Consider the following 17,828-nt stretch of genomic DNA (forward strand, 5'->3'; position numbering starts at 1 on the left):
TATAAGGTGATAAGAAAATGGAAAAGCAAGGTGTGATGAAGGAGATTCGCTTAGATATTCAAAGTGAACTAACCATGAATATCGTGAATTATTTATTAGTAGAAGAAAATTACATTTATGTTGGAAATGAAAAAGAAATTTGGTTAGAGAATTTATCACATCCAACGGTGCAGCTCATATATATTAATCAACGAAGTTTGTTTAATGAAATGCAAGCCTCACAACTCATGAAACAAATTGATCGAGTTCGTTCGCGTGTCAGACGTCGTTATTTGTTATGGCGTCTGAACGTGGTGATTTTAAATATAGATACGGCAAGTTGTCAATATTTTAGTAATGTAAAAGACTATGTTAAAATTATTGATATTCAGCGAGCAGACGATTTTACTCAAAATGAGGACATTAAACAATTTTACTCAAGTATTGAACGAGCGTCTTTGGAGCGTTCAATGAGTGAGTTGATTATTGAAATGCAACAAACATCGAAAGCTAAAGCTTTAAATGTAAGAAAAATGCTTGAGTTTCAATCTAAATCATTTGTGATTATTGGATTTTTAGCGCTTCTAGTCATCCTATTTTTAATGATTCAAATTCAACCGGTTAAAAATATTGGAACCGCTATCGAATTTGGAGCGAAATATAATCCATTAATTATAGCGGGAGAATATTGGCGCTTATTAACACCAAGTCTTATTCATTTACAATTATTCCATTTATTATTTAATGCTATTTTTATTTATCAATTTGGTAAAATAATTGAGCACCTATTTGGGTGGTGGCGACTCACTATTATCATCATTGGGTCTGCCTTTTTAGGAAATTTATTTAGTTTTGCTTTTATTGAAAATGTTTCTTTAGGAGCTTCTACCGTTGCTTATGGGTTACTCGGTGCCATGCTGTTTTTAGGAATTGAAAATAGAAAAATGTTTATGCATTTAGTAAAGGGAATGATTTTTCCCATTATGCTATTTTCAATTGTTTGGGCAATCATAGATCCAACGATTGACTTTTATGGTCATTTAGGAGGGTTTTTAGGAGGGTTCTTAATTGCTTCAATTTTAGGACTTCCAAAAACTAAACAGTATTTATCACGAACAGCGTTAGCAACTGCCACCTATGTGTTATTAGTGATGGGACTTTTTACACGTGGAACACTTTTAACACAGCAAACGGATTATTCTGACTATAATATGGCGTTAATCTATTATTATTTACAAAATAATGAACCTGAAAAAGCAGCCCATTTTATTGATAAATTAGATATTAAGTTAGAAGAAATAGTCAAATAAAAAGTATGAAAGTTTCAATTAGAACCTATTAGCTTACACTTGAAACAGTGTGTGCTTATAGGTTCTTTTATTTTATAAGATTTAAGTGGCAATCCATTTTGTATTCTTTAGCATCTTTTAACCCCAACGTAGAAATTGAGAATTTCAATCCCAATAGAGAAGGAAAGTCGTCGAATAAAAAAGATGAACTCTGTAGGATGCAGAATTCATCTTTTAACTGTCATTTAATTCGCCTTTTTATAAAAGATCAGATTATTTTCATCTCAACTCTTTTATTTGAGGTTCTATTTTAAAATTTTATTTGTATTCGCAAAGTGCCATTTTGTTAAAGACTGAAGTGTTTCTTTTCCATGAAGTTTAACAAATTTTCGTCCTGCGATGTCGACCGGAGCACCTGCACCTTTTGGTAGTTCAAATTGATATTTTTTACTCATAATTTGCATGTATTTAACAAATGAGGCGCGAGCTAAAATTGAGGCAGCTGCTACCGCTACGTGAACCGATTCGCCTTTTTGAATAAAGTGAAGGTTTTCGCTGATGATGGTTGGTTGTTTAGGTAATTTCTTCAAATAGTCATAGTACTTTGCTTCATTAACGAACTCATCCATTATGATGAAATCAGGAAGGGAAGGGAGTGACGTGGTTAATTTCAATAAAGCTTGATTATGGAGATAGGCTTTAATTGAGTTTGCATTCATTCCTTTTTCAACCATGAGGTTATATTTTTCATTAGGTAGAACGAGGCATTGATGGGGAATCATCGTTTCAATTTGATGAGCCAGTTGACAAATCTCAAGATCTTTTAATGCTTTTGAATCTTTAATTCCCATTTCTTGAAGAAAAGCTATTTGATCTTTTTCAACAGACGCACAACAAACCACAATCGGTCCGAAGTAATCTCCTGTTCCAACCTCATCACATCCGATTGCTGAAAGCATAGCAATGTTGCTTGGGAGGGTTGACTTTTCATTTAAAGTTGATTTTTTAGGAGTCGTTGAAGTAGGTGAAGCCTTTTGCCACTTGTTTGCTTCAATCTCAGGATTCACCCCTTGAAATACCACTTTTTTGCTTAGATAAGCCGTAATGGTACAAGAAGTGGTCTTTGCTTGAAAAAGAGTATGATTTGGAATTTTAATAATTTGTTTTTCGTAATATTGGTACATTTTTTCTAGTATTTGTTGCGATACTGTTAAGGTAATTGTTGAAGCCATAGGGTCACCGTCCATTTAAATGTATACTATGATTTTAACAGAATTTGTGTTAAAATAACATCGTTAAAAATTTTTGCAAATTTTTTTTGCTAAAGTGGAGTGAGATTAGTGAAACAAGCTATTCAGATATTAGAATTTAATAAGATTAAACAAACGATTGAGTCGTTGTGTGCTTGTTCGCTTGGACAAAAACGCGTGGCTTTATTAAAGCCAACGACGATTGAAAAAGATGTGGAGTATGGATTAAATCAATCAGATGAAGCCTTAAGAATTATTTACGCGTTAGGAGAGGCTCCACTAGGTGGGGTATCTGATATTTCAGAGGCGATTGCGCGTGCGAAGATTTCAGCGATTCTATCTTCACAAGAGTTATTAGCGGTGAGCCGCTTACTTTATGCGGTGTCACAGATGAAATCTTTTGCAGAACGTTTAAATGAGATTAAAGTCGATGCCCCGATTTTTGCACATCATACGAATACGTTAGTCGCTTTATCGAGTTTACAAAATGCTATTAATGCGTGTATCGATGAGACAGGATATGTGATGGACAGTGCATCAGGTGAATTACGTAGTATTCGTCGTGCTATTCAAAGCACCGAATCTCGTATTAAAGAACGTCTAAATCAAGTCGTATCAGAGCGTCGTAGCAAATTGACAGATGGAATCGTAACGATTCGTAATGAACGTTATGTTGTTCCAGTTCGTGCAGATTATAAAAATACGTTTGGTGGAACGATTCATGATCAATCCTCATCAGGAAATACGTATTTTATGGAACCAAAAGAAGTGGTGGATTTAAATAATAAGTTGCAAGAGTGGCATGTAGAAGAACGCCGTGAGATTGAACGTATTTTACGTGAATTAACCGAAGAAGTGAAGAAGTTTGTCGACTTACTGTCATTAAATGTTGAGCTTCTTGGAGAAATTGACTTCATGTTTGCAAAAGGAAAGTATGCCCGTTTAATTAATGGAACGCGTCCTAAAATAAATACTAAAGGGATTATCCGTTTAGTGGCTGCTAGACATCCCTTAATTGATCAAAAGTCTGTTGTGGCTAATGACATCGAACTTGGAGATGAGTATACGACGATTGTAATCACAGGTCCAAACACAGGGGGGAAAACTGTTACGTTAAAAACGGTGGGATTACTAACGTTGATGGCACAAGCAGGTCTTTTAATTCCGGCACACGAGTCATCACAATTGGCTATTTTCGATCATGTTTTTGCTGATATTGGAGACGAACAAAGTATTGAACAAAGTTTATCAACGTTCTCATCTCATATGACAAATATCGTTAAAATTATGGAACGTTTAACAGTGAATAGCTTGATTTTATTTGATGAGCTAGGGGCAGGAACCGATCCGAAAGAAGGCGCATCACTTGCTATTTCGATTTTAAATTATGTTAAGGTTCGAGGAGCGCGTACGATTGCGACGTCGCATTACCCTGAGCTTAAGGCCTATGCTTATGAGCAAGATGATGTGATTAATGCATCGGTTGAATTTAATGTTGAGACGCTTTCCCCAACGTATCGTTTACTTGTTGGAGTACCTGGACGTTCAAATGCCTTTGAGATTTCAAAACGTTTAGGATTAAAAGAGGCCATTTTAAATCAAGCTCGTTCATATGTTGAAAGTGAACGAACAGAAATGACGGATTTAATTACAAAACTTGAGGATCGTGGATTACAATTAGATCAGGAGATTCAACATCTTCAGCAACAAAATACATTAGTTGAAGAAATGAAAAAAGAATATGAGCAAAAACTGGCAAAATTTGAGGCAGAACGTGAAAAAGTCTTAGAGGATATCAAAAAAGAAGCATTTGAAAGTGTTCGCCAAGCAAAAGAAGAAGCAGAACAAATTGTGATGGATTTACGTCGAGCGAAAAAAATGGCTGATTTATCAATGAAAGATCATGAGTTAACAGAAAAATTGACGTCATTAAAGAAAGCAGAGGCGAAACAAGCAGAGCAATTTAAGAAAAAGGCTCAAAATAAACAGCCGTTAAAACCAGGTGATGAAGTGATGGTTTTATCTTTAAATCGTCAAGGTGAACTGATTGAGCAAACCAAAAATGGAGAATGGATGGTTCAACTGGGTATGATGAAAGTGAACATTAAACCTGAAGATCTTCAATATTTACGTAAATCGGTTCAGAAAAAGGAAACAAAAAAAGGGCAAATGGTTCATAAACGTAATAGCCATGTCGGAATTCAATTGGATTTACGAGGAGAACGCTATGAAGATGCTATGTTAATGCTTGATAAATACTTTGATGATGTCTTATTGGCTGGATATCAAACGATTACGATTATTCATGGTCATGGAACGGGAGCTCTTCGCCAAGGGGTTCATAAATATTTAAAACAAAATAAACACGTTGCAAGCTTTAGATTTGGGGGAGCCGGTGAAGGTGGAACTGGAGCAACGGTTGTTGAATTAAAATAAGGGAGTCCTGTCTATCTCGAGTCAATCGGGATAGATTTTTTTGTGAAAATATATTTTTCAAAATAAAGTTTACATTATATGGAAATCATGTTATTTTATAAGAGGACAAAAAAAATCGTATAGAGGTAGCGTTGCATCAGAGTACAACAGGGAGCTGGCAAGTGAGGAAATGTTGGAAAGGTAATCATCGCCGAAAGTTTCGTATTGGCAAATACGTCACTTGGGGTTGCAGGAAATACCTGTAACACTCCTTCAGTTTTGAAGAGGAGCTATTAAACAGAGGACTTTTTTTCAGTCGTGTTAATAGCACGACTTTTTTTGTTACAATCAATTTTAATCAAAGGGGAGATTTTAATATGAGAAAATTAGTTGTAACGTTAGCAGGATGTATTTTGCTTGCAGGATGTAGCGGGAATGCTACAAGTAATTCAAAAGATACGTTTACGGTTGGAATGGAATGTAATTATGCTCCGTTTAACTGGCAAACGTCAGCACCAACACAGACAAGTGTATCAATTGGTGGAGCAGGATTTTGTGATGGATACGATGTGAGAATTGCAAATGAAATTGCAAAGAGCATGGAAAAAGAGTTAGTGATTAAAAAATTAGAGTGGGATGGTTTGCAATTATCACTAGAATCGGGAGAAATTGATGCGATTATTGCTGGGATGACCGCTAATGAGGAACGTGAACAAGGAATTGATTTTACGACACCTTATTTTGAATCAGAAATGGTACTGATTGTTCGTGCAGACGATGATTTAGTTCATGCAACATCTATTCAAGATTTTAGTGGTAAAAATGTGATTGGACAGATGAATACTAATTATGATACGGTAATTGACCAAATTGAAGGGGTGAATCACTTAACACCTAAATCTTCTTATCCTGAGTTAGTGGTCTCTTTACAATCAAATGAAGCAGATGCTATTACGGCTGAATTACCCGTTGCCGAAGGGGTCATTCAAGCTAATCCAGATTTGACTATTGTTCACTTTGCAGAAGGTAAAGGATTTGATATTGATACATCTGTTTCAATTGGATTAAAAGAAGGCAGTCGTGGTACAGAGTTCTTTAATCAAGTTCAATCTGCTTTAGATAATATTTCAGATTCGACTCGAAATGAATGGATGACAGAATCTCGCGAAAGTGCGCCAACAGGTGAATAATTATGATGTTCTTAACCACTCAAAATGGCTTTTTAAATAAATCATTTTCTTTATTTGTTAAAAATTTTGATTTGTTCATGTATGGAATTAAAATGACACTCATTTTAGCTTTTTTAGGAACGATGTTAGGCTTAGTTATTGGGTTAGTTCTAGGGGGATTGCGTGCGATTACAATTGAACCAAGAGACTTAAAAAGTGTAAAAGTGTTAAAAAAAATGATGCACTGTTTGATAGGTCTTTACGTTTGGTTTTTTAGAGGGACTCCAATGATGGTGCAAGCGATGTTTTTATATCATGCTTTACGTCCTATTCTAGGGTGGAGTTCATTAACTGCAGGGATTGTGATTATTTCGGTTAATACTGGGGCTTATATGGCAGAAATTATCCGTTCAGGTATTCAGTCAGTGGATAAAGGGCAACTTGAAGCCGCTAGAAGTATTGGAATGACCGCTTTTCAATCGATGATGTACATTATCTTACCTCAGGCGATTAAAAACGCCTTTCCTTCTATTGGAAATGAATTTATTGTGAATATTAAAGATAGTTCAATGTTAAATGTCATTGGGGTGATTGAAGTTTTCTTCCAATCTAAATCAGTAGCAGGAAGTGTGATGCTATATTCTGAGACGTTTTTTATTACGTGCCTCATTTATTTAGTGTTAACGACAATTACAGCACAAATTTTAGGTTGGATTGAAAAGAAAATGAACGTGAAAAAAACTTCATTTCCATCATCGCAAACGGTTCCAATGGCAAATCTTTAGGAGGAGAGTATGGCAGAAAATACGATGATCAACATCCATCATTTAGAAAAACGATTTGGAGAACTAGAGGTTTTAAAAAACATAGAGTTTCATGTGGATAAAGGAGAAGTTATTACGATTATTGGATCAAGTGGAAGTGGGAAATCAACTCTACTTCGATGCCTTAATTTATTAGAAATTCCAGATAGTGGTGAAATCTTATATCGAGGCCAGGATATTTTAAAGGGAGAACTTAATGTTAATCAATACCGAACTAAAGTCGGGATGGTGTTTCAAAGTTTTAATTTGTTTCAAAATAAAACAGTTCTTGATAATTGTGTCATTGGACAAACAAAAGTATTGAAACGAAGAAAAGAAGAGGCGATCGAAAAAGCGATGTTTTATTTAGAGAAGGTCGGAATGAAATCATTTGCTCATGCAAGTAGTTCACAATTATCAGGGGGGCAAAAACAACGTGTAGCCATTGCGCGTGCTTTATGTATGGAACCAGAAGTATTGTTATTTGATGAACCGACAAGTGCCCTTGATCCTGAAATGGTGGGTGACGTTTTAAAAGTCATGAAACAATTAGCGGAGGATGGATTAACGATGATTGTGGTGACACATGAAATGGGATTTGCTAAAGAGGTAAGTCATCGAGTTGTTTTTATGGATCGAGGGGTGATTGCTGAGGAAGGAACACCAGATGAAATCTTTGTAAATCCTAAACAGGCACGAACGAAAGAATTTTTACGCCGATATTTAAATTAGTTAAAGGATCGTGTTGGCGCTCCATTTACTGTTTAAAATAAAGGGATTGTTAGAAAGTTATGGGGATAGGTGTCTAAAAATGTGAAATAATATTTGGGTGAAAGTGCAATCTATTTGTAATTTCATGGTAATATGATATACTTATGATAGACTATCAAGAAGTATTAGAGGAGGAAATAAACATGGCAGTTATTCATGCAACAGAAGAAAATTTTGCTCAAGAAATTGCAACTGGATTAGTTTTAGTTGATTTTTATGCAGATTGGTGCGGACCATGTAAGATGATTGCGCCTGTTCTAGAAGAGTTAGCGACTGAATTACAAGGTGTTGCTAAAATTGTTAAAGTAAACGTGGATCATTGTCCAGGTGTTGCGTCACAATTTAAAGTGATGTCAATTCCAACATTAATTTTATTTAAAGACGGTCAAGCAGTTCAGCAAACAGTTGGATTCCAACCAAAAGCGTCGTTATTATCATTAATTGAATCGCATAAATAATTCAAAAAGACGCTCCTAGGAGTGTCTTTTTTTGTATGAAATAGCATGAAATGAGAATATTAATCAAGGTAGACGGTTGCTGAAGTTAGACTTCTGAAAAAAATAAAAAATTAGCACTAATGAGTTGACAGTGCTAATAAGGTTATATATAATGGTATTAGCACTTGATGATAACGAGTGCTAAAAGAGGTGTTTACATTGCTAACGGAACGACAAATACTTGTTTTAAAGGCAATTGTAGAAGAGTTCATACACACGGCACAGCCAGTAGGTTCGCGCGTCTTATCTAAAAAAGAAGAACTGAATTTTTCAGCTGCTACGATTCGAAATGAAATGGCAGATTTAGAAGATTTGGGCTTTCTTGAAAAAACACATACGTCAAGTGGTCGGATCCCGAGTCAAAAGGGATATCGTTATTACGTAGACTACCTTGTAAAAGAAGAACCTATGGAGACAACACCAGAAGTAGGAATATTTAAACAATTGTTAAATCAAAAACAATTTGAACGTGAAACAACCATTAAAGAAGCGGTTAAATTGCTCTCAAGTTTAACGAATTATACGTCAATTTTATTAGGTCCCTCTCGTGATTACAGTCGAGTCAAAAAAATTCAGTTTGTTCCGATTTCAGATGCACAAGCTGTCTTTGTTCTTATTACAGACCAAGGGCATGTTGAGAGTCGGACAATTACGATTCCTGACAATATTGATATTAAAAAAATGGAGACCATTATTAAAGCGCTCGATGAATTACTTGTCGGTGAATTTGTGGGTGAAATCCATGATAAGTTAACTGAAAGCTTTGAAAATCAATTACATGATTTCATTACATACAAAGAGGAAATTATGTATACAATGCTTCAATTACTTTCTCAGTCGCTCTCTCAAAACAATTATATTCTAAGTGGAAAATCTAATATTTTGAAACAACCAGAATTCAATGATTTAGATAAAGCTTATCATTTGTTTAGTATGATTGAAGCAGATGAGATTGTAAAAGTTATTGAGTCAGATGATGAGACTCATGAATTGACGGTTAAAATTGGACAAGAAAACGAAATAAAAGCGATGGAAAACTGTACACTAATCACGGTTCCGTACCAAATTAGTGACCATGAATTTGGGAAGATTGCGGTTTTAGGACCGACGAGAATGGAGTATCGAAAAATCATTCCACTTCTTGAGCATGTCGCACGAATTATGTCTGATTTATATAAATAGGAGGTGGGGCGGTTGAATAAGGAAACCCAACCAGTTGAAGAATTAGAAGAATTAAATGAAGAAGCAGGTTGCCAAGAAGCAAATGGTGATTGCCAGTGTGAGACGGAATCAGAAGTTATCGATGAAACAGTGGAATTAAAACAACAAATTCAAGATCTGAAAGATCAATTGTTACGTAATGCAGCTGAACTTGAAAACTTTAAACGTCGTATGAATGAAGAACGCGTTCGTGAAGCGAAATATCGCTCACAGGCTGTGATTACGAATATTATTCCAGCGATTGATAACTTTGAGCGTGCTTTATCTAGTACGGTTGAAGATGAAAATACAAAAACATTCTTAACAGGATTTAAAATGATTCATACCCAATTACTTGAGGCATTAAAGCAAGAAGGGGTTGAAGTCATTAAAGCAGAAGGCGTGGCCTTCGATCCAACTGTGCATCAAGCTGTGATGCAAGAAGCAGTTGAAGGGGTAGAATCAGGAATGGTTTTACAAGAACTTCAAAAAGGTTATAAATTAAAAGATCGTGTTATTCGACCTTCAATGGTAAAAGTAAGCGAATAATTCTAAATTGTTATATAGGAGGATGAATCTCAATGGGTAAAATTATTGGTATTGACTTAGGAACAACTAACTCATGTGTTGCAGTTATGGAAGGTGGAGAAGCGAAAGTTATCGCTAATCCAGAAGGAGCTCGTACAACGCCATCAGTTGTATCATTCAAAGGTGAAGAACGTCAAGTAGGTGATGTTGCAAAACGTCAAGCAATTACAAATCCAAATACAATCATGTCTATTAAACGTCATATGGGAACAAACCATAAAGAAACAATTGAAGGAAAATCTTATACACCACAAGAAATTTCAGCAATTATTTTACAAAATTTAAAAGCAACGGCTGAAGCATACTTAGGTGAACCAGTAACTGAAGCAGTTATTACAGTTCCAGCTTACTTCATTGATGCTGAACGTCAAGCGACTAAAGATGCAGGACGTATTGCAGGTCTTGATGTTAAACGTATCATCAATGAACCAACAGCAGCAGCTTTAGCTTATGGATTAGATAAAACAGATAAAGAACAAACAATTTTAGTATATGACTTAGGAGGAGGAACTTTTGACGTTTCAATTCTTGAGTTAGCAGATGGAACATTTGAAGTATTATCAACAGCGGGAGATAATCGTTTAGGTGGAGATGATTTCGACCAAGTGATTATTGACTGGTTAGTAAAAGAATTTAAATCAGAAACAGGTGTTGATTTATCAGCAGATAAAATGGCAATGCAACGTTTAAAAGATGCGGCTGAAAAAGCTAAAAAAGACTTATCAGGAGTGACATCTGTCCAAATTTCATTACCATTCATCTCAATGAATGCAACAGGACCTTTACATTTAGAAAAAACTTTATCACGTGCTCAATTTGATGCGATGACTTCAACTCTTGTTGAACGTACAATGGGACCAGTTCGTCAAGCATTAAAAGATGCTAAGATGACTGCAAATGATTTAGATCAAGTTTTATTAGTTGGTGGATCAACTCGTATTCCTGCCGTGCAAACAGCAATCAAAAATGAATTAGGAAAAGAACCTAATAAAGGAGTTAACCCAGACGAAGTAGTTGCAATGGGAGCTGCTATCCAAGGTGGGGTGTTACAAGGAGATGTTAAAGATATCTTATTATTAGACGTTACACCATTATCTTTAGGTATCGAGACAATGGGACAAGTGATGACGGTTTTAATCCCTCGTAATACAACAATTCCAACATCTAAATCTCAAGTGTTCTCAACAGCTGCAGATAACCAACCAGCCGTAGATATTCACGTTTTACAAGGTGAACGTCCAATGGCATCAGATAACAAAACATTAGGACGCTTCCAATTAGGAGATATTCCAGCTGCACCACGTGGTATCCCTCAAATCGAAGTAACATTTGATATCGATGCTAATGGGATTGTAAATGTTAAAGCAAAAGATTTAGGTACACAAAAAGAACAACGTATCACCATCACTTCTGGTTCAGGATTAACAGATGAAGAAATTGAACGCATGGTCCGTGAAGCAGAAGAAAATGCAGATGCAGATGCAAAACGTAAAGAACAAGCAGATTTACGTAATGAAGCAGAGCAATTAATCTTTGCGGCAAATAAATCAGTTTCAGAACTTGGAGAACAAGCAACTGAAGAAGAAAAAACAAACATTAAAAATGCAGTTGAAGCATTAGAAAAAGCATTAAGCGATAACAATTTCGATGAAGTTAAAGTGAAAAAAGATGAACTTGAAAAATTAGCTCAAGAATTAGCGGTTAAAGTTTATTCTCAAGCAGCTGAGGCAGCTCAAGCGGCACAAGGTGATGCAGGAGCAAATTCAAGTGATGATTCAGTTGTAGACGCTGAATATAAAGAAGTTTAATAAAAAATTTAAAAGTCAAAGTCTACTATGACTTTGACTTTTTTTATGGTATATTATGAAAGAATAAAAGGAGGGTACAGCATGGCAAAACGTGATTATTATGAGGTGCTAGGTGTTTCAAAAACAGCAACTGATCAAGAAATTAAGCGCGCTTACCGTAAGTTAGCTAAACAGTATCATCCTGATGTTGCAACGGAAGCAAATGCAGAAGAAAAGTTCAAAGAGGTACAAGAAGCATATGAGGTGCTTAGCGATGAGCAAAAGCGCGCAGCCTATGATCAATATGGACATGCAGCAACAGATGGATTCGGTGGCCAAGGTGGATTTGGCGGATTCGGAGGATTTGGTGGAGCACAAGGCGGATTCGGAGGCGGATTCGAAGATATATTTGAAAGTATGTTCGGAGGCGGATTTGGCGGATTCGGTGGTGGCTCAAATCGTCGAAATCCAAATGCCCCACAACGTGGTAATGATTTAAAGCAAACAATAACGATTACGTTTGAAGAAGCTGCATTTGGCGTGACAAAAGAGATTACAGTAAATCGTGAAGAAGAATGTACAAAATGTGGGGGATCAGGAGCACGTTCTAAAGACGATATTGAAACATGTTCTCGTTGTAGTGGAACAGGACGCGTTGTGGAAGTTCAAAATACGATTCTTGGACGTATGCAAACTCAAACGACTTGTCCTGACTGTTCTGGAACGGGTAAAAAGATTAAACATAAATGTGATGCTTGTTCAGGGCATGGAACAGTTAACCGTCAAAAAACGATTGAAGTTAAAGTTCCAGCTGGAATTGATGATGGTCAACAAATCCGCTTAACAGGTCAAGGAGAAGCGGGACGTAATGGCGGACCAAGTGGAGATTTATATGTTGGATTTAGAGTCTTACCACATGATTTCTTTGTTCGCGATGGTTATGACCTTCGTTGTGAAATTCCAATCTCATTTAGTCAAGCAACTTTAGGAGCTGAAGTTGAAGTACCGACGTTAAATGGAAAAGTGGCTTTAAAAATTCCAGAAGGAACACAACCAGGAACTGAATTTAGAGTTCGTAATAAAGGAATTAAATACATTAACCGCGAAATGACGGGAGACTTATATGTCAAAGTTAAATTAGTCGTTCCTAAAAAAGTAAGTCATCGTCAACGTGAATTATTACATGAATTTGATCAGTTAGAAGATAAAACAGGTTCAATCTGGGATAAGTTAAAAAAGGCCTTTAAATAATGAAAATTGTAAGGATGAAGAATCCTTACAATTTTTTTATGGAAAAAGAATGACACTATAAAAAATTTACAATATTAAACAAAAGAACATAATTTTTAGTTTTTGATGAATTGTGTTATAATTTAGAGATAAAATTGATAAATGAGGTGACTTCATGAACTGGTTAGAGTTAAGTTTTCATTCAACGCATGAAGCGTATGATTTAGTTAGTAATATTTTTATTGAGGCTGGTTCGAAGGGAGTCTTACTTGAAGATTCAAATACCGTAACAGAATCACATGAGGATCATTTTGGTGAAATTTATCGCCTAAATCCTAATGATTATCCAAGTGATGGAGTTATCATTAAAGGCTATTTAGCCGTAACGTCAGATATTGAAACACAGTTAGAATTTGTGAGAACGCAATTATTAAATTTAAAATTTGATAACTTTGACCATAATAAACTGGAAATCAAAATGTTAGATGAAGAAGACTGGGCAAATAGTTGGAAAAAACATTATACTCCAATTGAAATTACGAAGACGCTAGTGATTAAACCTTGTTGGCTTGAACCTACAACTGATCCTAATGTGACAGAGATTATGTTAGATCCGGGAATGGCCTTTGGATCTGGAACGCATGAAACGACACAATTATGTTTAGAATTGATTGAACAGTATGCCAATTCAAGTCAAGTCGTTGTTGATGTAGGAACTGGTTCTGGAATTTTAGCAATCGCTGCTTCAAAACTTGGATGTCGTTTGGTTTATGCGGTTGACTTGGACGCAATGGCAGTGATTCGTGCAAAAGAAAATATTGAAATGAATCATTGTCAAAACATTATCATTGAGAAAAACAATTTAATTGATGGGGTGGAGGCGTTATCAGAAGCTCCAACGTTAATGGTAGCTAATATATTAGCACCGATTATTATTAATATGTTAGATGATGTGGTGAAAGTATTACCACAAGGTCAAACGTTTATTTGTTCTGGTATTGTTGACCATGAAAAACAAGCAGTATTAGATGCTTTAGTTGCCCATCAATTTAAGATTGAAGAAGTGAGAGAAAAAAATGGATGGGTTGCGATTGTGGCAACATACGAAGGTTAAAGTCGAATTGGAGGCAACGTAATGCAACGTTATTTTTTAAAAAATCATCAGTTTCAAGCGAAACAAGTTCGAATTACTGATGAAGATGCTCATCATATCGCCCGTGTCATGCGAATGGAAGTCGGTGAGCGAATCATTGTTTGTAATGAAGATAAAGAATGTTATTATCTCACGATTACAGCCGTAACACCAGATGAAGTGACGGGAGAAATTGGTGAAGCAATTGAAAGTGATACGGAATTACCCATTGAGGTCACGATTGCCCAAGGGTTACCTAAAGGAGATAAATTTGAATGGGTCATTCAAAAGGCAACGGAGTGTGGAGCAACTAACTTTATGCCGGTAAGTATGGAACGTTGTGTTGTTAAACTAGATGCTAAAAAGGAAGTGAAAAAGGTTGAACGATGGAATAAGATTGCAAAAGAAGCTGCTGAACAGTCTCATCGTCAAGTGGTTCCAAAAGTTCATTCTGTTCATACCTTTAAGGCTTTCTTAGAACAATCTAAACATTACGATGTTTGCTTGTTTGCTTATGAAGAAACAGCCAAACAAGGTGAATTAGCTCAATTAAAACAAACGTTAGAAAATATAAAACCAGGTGCAACGTTATTGTTATTAGTTGGGCCTGAGGGAGGCGTTGGAGAAAAAGAAGTTGATTTATTAATCCAGCATGGATTTAAACCGTGTGCATTAGGGCCTCGCATTTTAAGAACAGAAACAGCACCGATTTACGCGTTGAGTGCGATTTCGTTTGCATTAGAATTTTAAATATCACAACAAGATTTGTCATAGGGAAAGGAATGATTTTATGCCGACTGTAGCATTTCATACATTAGGATGCAAAGTAAATCATTATGAAACAGAAGCAGTATGGGAGTTATTTAAAAATGAAGGTTATGAAAAAGTAGATTTTAAAGGTGTAGCAGATGTCTATATCATTAATACGTGTACGGTCACGAATACAGGAGATAAAAAAAGTCGTCAAGTGATTCGTCGTGCCATTCGTCGTAACCCTGAGGCCGTTATGTGTGTCATGGGATGTTACGCACAAACCAAACCAAAAGAAATTATGGATATCGAGGGCGTTGATATTGTGATTGGAACACATGGACGTGACCAAATTCCTCAATTAGTTCAAAAATATCGTGAAGAGCGTCAACCGATTTCACAAATTCAAAATGTTTTCAAGGTAGATGGATTTGAAACATTGAATGTTTCTCAATTCTCAGACCGTACGCGTGCAACATTAAAAATTCAAGATGGATGTAATAATTTCTGTACGTATTGCATTATTCCTTGGGCGCGTGGAACTGTTCGTTCTCAAAAACCTGAAATCGTTATTGATCAAGTTAAGCAATTAGTAGCGAATGGTCACTGTGAAGTCGTTTTAACAGGGATTCATACAGCGGCTTATGGTGAAGATTTAGAAGATTATAGTTTTGGTAAATTACTTCAAGACTTAATTAAAATTGACGGATTAAAACGTATTCGTATCTCTTCAATTGAGGCATCAGAAATGACAGATGATGTCATCACTGCCATGAAAATGTCAGATAAAATTGTGAACCATTTACATATGCCACTTCAAGCTGGATCAAATGAAATCTTAAAGGGAATGAAGCGTCCCTATACATTAGCTGAATTTGAGGCAAAGGTAAAAGAGTTACGTGAGTTATTTGACAATTTAGCAATTACAACAGATGTGATTGTAGGCTTCCCAGGAGAAACAGAAGAGCTATTTAATGAAACAGTTGAGACGATTAAACGTATCGGATTCTCTGAATTACACGTCTTCCCGTATTCAGTGCGTAATGGAACGCCGGCTGCGCGTATGGAAAATCAAGTCCCAGAAATGGTTAAGTCGATGCGAGTTAATAAATTATTAGCATTGAGTGAACAATTGGCTAAAGAATATGCAAGTTCTTGTGAAGGAAAAATTCTACAAGTTATTCCAGAAGAAGCCTCACATACAAAAGAAGGGTATTTAGTAGGGCATGCAAGTAATTATGTAAAAGTGGAGTTTAAAGGGGAAACGGATTTAATTGGAGAAGTTGTGCCAGTGAAGGTTGTAAAAGCAGATTATCCAATTTGTTTAGGGGAAATCGTGAAGTAACAGAATAATTAGAGGTGATGTCATGAATATTAAATCGTTATTCAATGTTGAACAAGATTTTGAGGTAACCGGTATTGCAACAGACAATCGTCAAGTAAAGCCAGGCGATTTATTTGTGTGTATAAAGGGATATACTGTTGATGGGCATCGCTTTGCTAAGTCAGCAGAAGAAGCTGGAGCTGTTGCAATCGTTTGTGAATATGAACTTGAAAATATTGCAATTCCTCAAATTATTGTCAAAGATACAGCAGTTGAACTTCCAAGGCTTGCGCATTTGATGTTTAATAAACCAACAGAAAAGCTAAATTTATTTGGATTAACTGGAACAAACGGAAAAACAACAACAGCCTATATTTTAGAGCATCTTCTAACTGGTTTTGAAGGGCATGTTGGATACATTGGAACAAATGGAATTCGCTATGCCAATCATTACATTGAACCTAAAAATACAACACCTGAGCCTTTAAGTTTGCAACGTATTTTTCATGAGATGGTTGAAGAGGGCGTAAAACAAGTTGCGATTGAAGTTTCTTCACATGCTTTAGAATTACATCGTGTTGATTACTGTCAGTTTAAAGTTGCATTATTTACAAACCTGACACCAGAACATTTAGATTTTCATCCAACGATGGATGACTATTTTGAAGCGAAATATAAATTGTTTGAAATGTTAACTCCTGATGGTCATGGGATTGTGAATTTAGATGATGAGTATGGTGAAAAATTAGTTAATCGCTTAAAAGAAAGTCAGACTGCTGTTTATACATATGGAATTGAGTCGGATGCGGACTTTAAAGCAGAGGATATTCACATGACGTCATTTGGAACAAGTTTTAAATTGACATGCCCAGAAGGGATCTATGAGGTCCAAACACCGCTTTTAGGAAGATTTAATGTTTATAATGCCCTAGGGGCTATGGCTTCTGCCTATTCGGCTTCGATGCCAATGGAACAAATTATTGCGTTAATTAAAACATTATCGCCTGTTGATGGCCGAATGGAAATTATTAATGAGGGTCAAGACTTTACGGTTATTGTTGACTATGCTCATACGCCAGATGGGGTTGAGAAAGTGTTAGAGTTTGTGACGGGGATTAAACAAAATGGGGTCAAAGTTGTTATTGGATGTCCAGGAGATCGAGATCGTACCAAACGCCCAGTTATCGCTAAGTTATCCGTTGATTATGCAGATGATGTTATTTTTACAACAGATGATCCTCATTCAGAAGATCCGGTTGATATTTTGAATGAAATGGTTTCTGGAATTAAACCAATGAATTATGAAGTGATTGTTGATCGGATTGAAGCAATTGAAACTGCTATCAATAAAGCACAGAAAAATGATATTGTATTAATTGCAGGACGAGGTCATGAGCAAATCCAATATTGGAAAAGTGGGAATATTCGTTTAGATGATCGTGAAGTTGCGAAGGAAGTACTTCGTAGAAGATTAGAAAAGAATGCATAAAAAAGGACACCTTGTTGTAGTGCACCCCAAATGTTAGACTTAAAAATCTAATGTTAGGGGTGTTTTTCTATGGCTAAATATAGCTCAGAATTTAAGTTGCATGTTGTTAACGAGTATTTGCAGGGAACTTTAGGTTACCGTTTGCTCGCTAAAAA

The 17,828-nt window shown here is 35.9% G+C and carries 15 protein-coding genes and 1 riboswitch; of the genes, 14 read left to right on the forward strand and 1 reads right to left on the reverse strand.

Annotated features, from left to right (window positions below; genetic code table 11):
- Positions 1–17: 17 nt before the first annotated feature.
- Positions 18–1,289: a rhomboid family intramembrane serine protease gene (locus J6D32_RS08445; protein ID WP_009607395.1), complete on the forward strand. Its 1,272-nt coding sequence runs from the start codon at positions 18–20 to the stop codon at positions 1,287–1,289.
- 284 nt (positions 1,290–1,573) lie between these two features.
- On the opposite strand, the gene rnhC is transcribed toward J6D32_RS08445, so the two are convergent.
- A complete protein-coding gene (gene rnhC / locus J6D32_RS08450) occupies positions 1,574–2,500 on the reverse strand; it encodes a ribonuclease HIII (protein WP_287467545.1) in 927 nt (308 codons plus the stop codon).
- A 108-nt stretch (positions 2,501–2,608) separates the two neighbouring features.
- Here rnhC and J6D32_RS08455 point away from each other — a divergent pair, with 108 nt between their 5' ends.
- From J6D32_RS08455 to J6D32_RS08515, 13 genes are all read left to right on the forward strand, one after another.
- Positions 2,609–4,954 carry an endonuclease MutS2 gene (locus tag J6D32_RS08455; RefSeq protein ID WP_132942972.1) on the forward strand — a complete coding sequence of 782 codons (2,346 nt, stop codon included), beginning with the start codon at positions 2,609–2,611 and terminating at the stop codon, positions 4,952–4,954.
- Positions 4,955–5,066: 112 nt separating this feature from the next.
- Positions 5,067–5,234: riboswitch (Lysine riboswitch) on the forward strand.
- A gap of 76 nt (positions 5,235–5,310) precedes the next feature.
- Positions 5,311–6,123, forward strand: a complete 813-nt coding sequence (locus J6D32_RS08460; RefSeq protein WP_006785247.1) for a transporter substrate-binding domain-containing protein — start codon at positions 5,311–5,313, stop codon at positions 6,121–6,123.
- A 2-nt stretch (positions 6,124–6,125) separates the two neighbouring features.
- Positions 6,126–6,887, forward strand: coding sequence for an amino acid ABC transporter permease (locus J6D32_RS08465; RefSeq protein ID WP_006785248.1), 762 nt, complete (start codon positions 6,126–6,128; stop codon positions 6,885–6,887).
- 9 nt (positions 6,888–6,896) lie between these two features.
- The gene (locus J6D32_RS08470; protein ID WP_006785249.1) at positions 6,897–7,637 is read left to right on the forward strand and encodes an amino acid ABC transporter ATP-binding protein; all 741 of its coding nucleotides are present in this window, start codon (positions 6,897–6,899) and stop codon (positions 7,635–7,637) included.
- 182 nt (positions 7,638–7,819) lie between these two features.
- On the forward strand, positions 7,820–8,134 hold the full coding sequence (gene trxA, locus J6D32_RS08475; RefSeq protein ID WP_006785250.1) for a thioredoxin: 315 nt from the start codon (positions 7,820–7,822) through the stop codon (positions 8,132–8,134).
- Between the two features lie 189 nt (positions 8,135–8,323).
- Positions 8,324–9,355: a heat-inducible transcriptional repressor HrcA gene (hrcA, locus tag J6D32_RS08480; protein WP_237701282.1), complete on the forward strand. Its 1,032-nt coding sequence runs from the start codon at positions 8,324–8,326 to the stop codon at positions 9,353–9,355.
- A 3-nt stretch (positions 9,356–9,358) separates the two neighbouring features.
- Positions 9,359–9,922, forward strand: coding sequence for a nucleotide exchange factor GrpE (gene grpE, locus J6D32_RS08485; protein ID WP_237701283.1), 564 nt, complete (start codon positions 9,359–9,361; stop codon positions 9,920–9,922).
- Between the two features lie 32 nt (positions 9,923–9,954).
- Positions 9,955–11,769: a molecular chaperone DnaK gene (dnaK, locus tag J6D32_RS08490; RefSeq protein ID WP_287467546.1), complete on the forward strand. Its 1,815-nt coding sequence runs from the start codon at positions 9,955–9,957 to the stop codon at positions 11,767–11,769.
- Positions 11,770–11,850: 81 nt separating this feature from the next.
- Positions 11,851–12,999 carry a molecular chaperone DnaJ gene (gene dnaJ / locus J6D32_RS08495; protein ID WP_006785254.1) on the forward strand — a complete coding sequence of 383 codons (1,149 nt, stop codon included), beginning with the start codon at positions 11,851–11,853 and terminating at the stop codon, positions 12,997–12,999.
- Between the two features lie 154 nt (positions 13,000–13,153).
- The gene (gene prmA / locus J6D32_RS08500) at positions 13,154–14,092 is read left to right on the forward strand and encodes a 50S ribosomal protein L11 methyltransferase (protein WP_006785255.1); all 939 of its coding nucleotides are present in this window, start codon (positions 13,154–13,156) and stop codon (positions 14,090–14,092) included.
- A gap of 21 nt (positions 14,093–14,113) precedes the next feature.
- A complete protein-coding gene (locus J6D32_RS08505; protein WP_006785256.1) occupies positions 14,114–14,860 on the forward strand; it encodes a 16S rRNA (uracil(1498)-N(3))-methyltransferase in 747 nt (248 codons plus the stop codon).
- Positions 14,861–14,900: 40 nt separating this feature from the next.
- Positions 14,901–16,205, forward strand: coding sequence for a tRNA (N(6)-L-threonylcarbamoyladenosine(37)-C(2))-methylthiotransferase MtaB (gene mtaB / locus J6D32_RS08510; RefSeq protein WP_006785257.1), 1,305 nt, complete (start codon positions 14,901–14,903; stop codon positions 16,203–16,205).
- Between the two features lie 22 nt (positions 16,206–16,227).
- Positions 16,228–17,673 carry a UDP-N-acetylmuramoyl-L-alanyl-D-glutamate--2,6-diaminopimelate ligase gene (locus tag J6D32_RS08515; protein WP_006785258.1) on the forward strand — a complete coding sequence of 482 codons (1,446 nt, stop codon included), beginning with the start codon at positions 16,228–16,230 and terminating at the stop codon, positions 17,671–17,673.
- The last annotated feature ends 155 nt before the right edge of the window (positions 17,674–17,828 follow it).

The sequence above is a fragment of the Turicibacter sp. genome, assembly GCF_017941855.1.
GTDB classification, from domain to species: domain Bacteria; phylum Bacillota_I; class Bacilli_A; order MOL361; family Turicibacteraceae; genus Turicibacter; species Turicibacter sanguinis.